3 protein-coding genes are annotated in these 5,351 nt (G+C 71.0%); 2 read left to right on the top strand and 1 reads right to left on the bottom strand.

The window, feature by feature from the left end; translation table 11 throughout:
* Nucleotides 1–1,028, bottom strand: a 1,028-nt coding sequence (locus tag ACIRDX_RS20205) for a DPP IV N-terminal domain-containing protein (RefSeq protein ID WP_396627240.1), incomplete at its 3' end; no start/stop codon positions are given.
* A gap of 68 nt (nt 1,029–1,096) precedes the next feature.
* Between ACIRDX_RS20205 and ACIRDX_RS20210 the strand changes: the two genes are divergently transcribed.
* Both ACIRDX_RS20210 and ACIRDX_RS20215 read left to right on the top strand, forming a co-directional pair.
* Entirely contained in the window at nt 1,097–3,775 is a 2,679-nt protein-coding gene (locus ACIRDX_RS20210; RefSeq protein ID WP_396627241.1) for a DUF6797 domain-containing protein, read from the top strand.
* A gap of 104 nt (nt 3,776–3,879) precedes the next feature.
* A partial coding sequence (locus tag ACIRDX_RS20215; RefSeq protein WP_396627242.1) for a sulfatase occupies nt 3,880–5,351 on the top strand: 1,472 nt, incomplete at its 3' end.

Genomic DNA, 5,351 nt, shown 5'->3' on the forward strand with positions numbered 1-5,351 from the left:
ACCCAGGAGTCGAGCTGGTCGCGGAAGAGCCTGCGGACGACGCCCGTGCGGGCATCGGCCAGCAGCACGTCGTTGCGCTGCTGCAGCCGGTCCAGTTGCTGGAGCACGAGCGTGCCCGCGTCGCGCCAGTCGACGCGCGCGATGTAGGTCTGTCGCGGGTCGCCCTCGGTGCGCATCCAGCGGGTCTTCCCGCCGCCGGCCTCCACCACGCCGACGCGCACGGCCGAGTTCGTGGTGCCCACCTTGGGGTAGGCATACCGCGTGACGACGGGGTAGAGCGTGTCGGTGTCGTTGATCAGCGAGAACTCGCCGACGCCGGTCGTGTCGAACTGCCAGTAGGCGATGTGCCGCCCGTCAGGGCTCCAGCGGAAGCCGTCGCGGACGTCGAGTTCCTCCTCGTACACCCAGTCCGACGTGCCGTTGATCGTCGTCGACGATCCGTCGGTGGTGAGGCGCGTGATGCGGCCGTCGTCGAGGCGCTCGACGAAGATGTCGTTGGCCCGCACGTAGGCGACGCGAGAGCCGTCGGGCGAGAACTTGGCAAACATCAGCGTCGATGCGGCCGCGCTGCCGCCGAGCTTGCGGAGTCGCCCCGACGCGAGGTCGAGCACCCAGTAGTCGCCGCGGGTGTTCCGGCGCCACACGCGCACGGTGTTGGTGAACACGAGCAGGCGGCGCCCGTCGGCAGACCAGGCGTAGTCGGCCATCTCCAGGGGCTCGGTCGCCCCCTCGGGCACGAGGCGCGAGGCCGGCACCAGCACGCGGCGCTCACCGGAGGCCGTGTCGTAGCGCACGAGGTCGGGGGCCTTGGCCCCGCTCGCGCGTTCGAGCGTCGTGTAGCCGGATCCGTCGTCGACCCACCGCGCCGGTCCGAAGCGCGGGACATCGTAGGCCCGCTCGCGGAAGATGCGCGAGAGGCGGGTGTCGAGGCCCGCGTCGCCGGTGAGCGACTGGGCGGTCGCGATCGTGGCCGTGAGCAGCAGGGCAGTCGCCGCGAGGGCCCGGGCGGCGCGGGTCGGCGTGAGCATGCCCGAGTGTACTTGGGCTCGGCGAGTGGCCGGCCAGGGGCGAGCCTCGCGGTAACATCGGCACCTCGATGACACGCGTTTGGTGGTTCCGCCTCGTCGCCGGCACCTGTGCCCTTACCGCCATCGCCTGGCTGGGCGGACGGCCCCTGGCGGGCCGTGAGGTCGTCCAGTCAGCGGCGGAGGACTGGGGCGCGTGGCTCGAGGTCGACGCGCCCTTCTTCTCGTCGGTGGTGGATGCGCGCGGCCCGGGCGGGACGCTGGCCTCGACCAACCTCGCGCCCCGGGCGCTCGTGCTCCCCGCAGGCCGCGGGCAGTGGGTGGCGTTCGACCCCGACCTGCTGCGCGTGGTGGCGGCGTGGCAGGGCGCCGGGGTGACGCCGACGGCTCTGGCGCCGGGCTCGTACCACAAGCTCAATCGCAAGACGCCTGGTGGGCAGAAGGATCTGCCCGCGCCCGATGGACCCGTGCTCGTCGCGACGGGGCTCTACCCGGGCTGGCAGACGGGCGACCGTGTGAGCCTCGACGACCCGCGCACGCCGGCCCCATCGCCGGAGGAAGTGGGCCGCGGCCCGATCCCCGCCAGCGACGGACGCTTCTCGGCCGTGCGCCTCACGCGCGACGGCGCGGTGCTCGAGTACGTGGTCGGCGGCACGGCGGTGCAGGAGTGGATGTCGGGCGTGCCGTCGCGCACCGACGTCGTGGTGCGCCACTTCGCGATGGCCCCCAGCACGCAGACGCACTGGCTCGTCGTCGGCGTGCCTGCCGCGGGACGTGAGGTGCACCTCGCGACGCCGCGCGAGCGGCACGGGCTGACGTTGCAGGAGGTGTCGCCCGGCAGTGGAGCGGCCGCCCAGGTCGTGCGGGTGCCTGCGCATGCCGCGCCGGTGCGCTTTGCGGTGGCCGTGCACCCGGCGGGCAGCGTACCGGCCGTGGCGCTGGGACCGGTGCCGACCGCGAGTGCGACGCCACGGTGGCGCGAAGCGGTCACCTCGCGCATCACGCCGTCGACGGGCACCGACGCCTACGTGATCGACGACATCGGGCTGCCGTTTCCCAACCCGTGGAAGCGCCTGGTCCGCGTCAGCGACGTGCAGTTCCTCGCCGACGGTACGGCGGCGTGCGTCACGCTCGACGGCGACGTGTGGATCGCACGCGGCCTGGCGTCGCGCGACGGGGTGGTGCAGTGGCGGCGCTTCGCGTCGGGTCTGCACGAGCCGCTCACCCTCGCGATCCGCGACGAGCAGATTCACGTGTTCGACCGCAACGGCATCTGGCGCCTGCGCGACACCGATGGCGACGGCGAGGCCGACCGGCACGAGTTGTTCTCGAACGCCTTCGCGCAGACGGCAGACACGCGCGAGTTCCCGAGCACGATCCGGCTCGGCCCGAACGGCGAGTTCGTGATCGCCAAGGGCGGGCAGGAGGCGACCACGATCGGCAAGCACAACGGCAGCGTGCTCCGCATCTCTGCCGACGGGCGGTCGTCGACCGTGCTCGGCTATGGCCTGCGACAGCCGCAGCTCGCGGTGCACCCGCAGACGGGCCTGGTCACCGCCAGCGACCAGCAGGGGCACTACATCCCGAGCACGCCGCTGCACATCGTCAAGGATCGGCAGTACTACGGCTTCCTGAGCGACATCCTGCCCAAGGAGGTCTACCCGGCGCCGATCGCCGCGCCGCTGACGTGGATCCCGCACGACGTCAACGCGTCGGCGATGTCGCAGGTGTGGATGCTCGAGTCGCGCATGGGACCGCTCGACACCGGGCTGGTGCACATCGCCTACAACCGTCCCGAGATCTTCCGGGTGCTGCTCGACCTCGAGCGCGCCGTGCCACAGGCGGCCGTGGTCAGCCTCACGTCGGCCTTCGACTACCCGCCGCTCAACGGCGCCGTGAACCCGGAGGACGGGCAGCTGTACATCGCCGGCTTCCAGATCATGGGCTGGGGGACCACGGCGACGCGCCTGGCCGGGCTCGGCCGCGTGCGGTACACGGGCGCGCCGGTGACCGTGCCGCGACAGGTGACGCCGATGCGCCAGGGCGTACTGCTGCGGTTCGACGTTGCGCTCGACAAGGCCAGTGCGGCCGAGGTCGCCGGGTACGGGGCGTCGACCTGGGGCTACAAGCGCACCTTCAAGTACGGGTCGCCCAACTTCAAGGCCGATGGCACGCCGGGCGTCGACACGCTGACGCCGAGTCGCGCGTATGTCTCGGCCGACGGGCGCGGCGTGTTCGTCGCCATCCCCGACATGAAGCCGGTCATGCAGCTGAAGGTCTCATGGGACCTGAAGGCGCGCGATGGACGGGCCGTGAAGGGCGACGCGTACACGACGCCGTATGCACTCGAGGCGTTCAACCCGCGTGCCGAGGGGTTCGGCGATCTGGTGCTCGACCTGACACGACGCGAGGCGCCTGCCGCGCCCATCGTCGCCGCGACGCCCACCGTCGACGAAGGCCGTGAGGTGTTCGTGCGCTACGGATGCCTGGCGTGCCATGCCCCGGAACGAGGTGCGGCGCCGAAGTTGGGCCCGACGCTCGCGGGCCTGTTCGGCACGACGCGCCGCATCGCCGACCGCGCCGAGCCCGTGCTGGCTGACGAGGCCTACATCAGGCAGTCGATCCGCGAACCGTCGGCCGCGATCGCCGAGGGCTTCAACCGCCCCGGCGTCGGCATGCCGAGCTTTGCCGGCGTGCTGAGCGACGCGCAGCTCGAGTCCGTGATCCTGTTCATCAAGAGCCTCCGCTGACGTCTCGGGGCTGGGCGCTAGGGGCTGGGACTGAGCGACAGGCGTGGCCCGGGGCCACTCACCTTGCAATCGTGGAGTGTTGGTCCATGATTGCAAGGCTCGCCATGCCTCCGCGAACCCAATCGGTCATTGCCCTGCTGCTCACGTGTGCGTTCTGGTCCGTCCTCGCGCCAGCAGGGGCGCTTGCGCAGCCAACGCGGCGCCCGAACATCCTCGTGATTCTCACCGACGACCAGCGCTGGGACGCGCTCGGGGTCGTACAGCGCGCGCAGGGCGACGCGGCGCTGTTTCCGTGGTTGAAGACGCCGAATCTCGACCGCCTCGCCGCCGAGGGCGCCCGGTTCGAGCACGCCTTCGTCACCACGTCGCTGTGCTCGCCGAGTCGCGCGTCGCTGCTGAGTGGCCGCTACGCACGCCGGCATCGCGTGTCGAACAACTTCACCGAGTACCCGGTGGACCTGCCGAGCTACCCGCGCCGACTGAAGGACGCCGGCTACGAGACGGCCTACGTCGGCAAGTGGCACATGGGTGAGGACAACGACGCGCCGCGCCCCGGCTTCGATCACTGGATGAGCCACAAGGGCCAGGGCAACTACTTCGACAACGAGTTCAACATCGACGGCACGCCGACGAAGATTCCGGGCTACTACACGACCGTGGTCACCGATCACGCCGTGGAGTGGCTGAAGCGGCCGCACGACAGGCCGTGGCTGCTCGTGCTCGGGCAGAAAGCGCCGCACGGCGGGCCGATCCAGCCCGAGCCCCGGTTCGCCCATGCGCTCGACGCCTTCCCGGTGCGCACGCCGGTGAGCTACGACAACTACCGCGCGACAGACGGCAAGCCCGCGTGGCTCGAGGAGAGCCTGCCGACGTGGCACGGCGCGAAGGGACCGCTCTACGACCTGAAGACGCACGACGCCTTCGTGCGGGCCTACCTCGCGACGCTGTTGTCGGTGGACGAAGCGGTGGGGCGTGTGTACGAGGCGCTGCGCGCGAGCGGGCAACTCGACGACACCGTGGTCGTGTTCACCAGCGACAACGGCTTCGTGCTCGGCGAGCACGGGCGCGTCGACAAGCGGACGATGTACGAGGACAGCATCAGGGTGCCGCTGCTGGTGCGGTACCCGAAGGTGGTGCGGCCCGGGACGGTCGTGAGCCGCATGGTGCTGAGCCACGACCTGGCGCCGAGCCTGCTCGAGATTGCGGGGGCGTCGCCGCTCGACGACGTCACGGGAGCCTCGTGGCTGCCGCTGCTGCGCGGGGAGCGCGCGCCATGGCGGTCGGCGTTCCTCTACGAGTACGACTTCGAGGCCCAGTTCCCGTACACGCCCAACGTTCGCGGCGTGCGCACCGAGCGATGGAAGTTCATCAGATACCCGAAGGGCGACGGATCACCGGACCCGTTCACGGCGGAGTTGTACGACCTGCGCGCCGACCCGCACGAACTCCGCAACCTGATTGCCGACCCGGGTCATGCATCGACACGGCGCGAGATGGAGCGCCTGCTCGAGGACGTCTCGCGCCAGGCCGGCGCCGACCGCATGCCCGTCTACCAGGGCATCGTCAACGTACGGCC

Origin of the sequence: Luteitalea sp., from assembly GCF_044337415.1 — a bacterium.
GTDB lineage: Bacteria > Acidobacteriota > Vicinamibacteria > Vicinamibacterales > Vicinamibacteraceae > Luteitalea.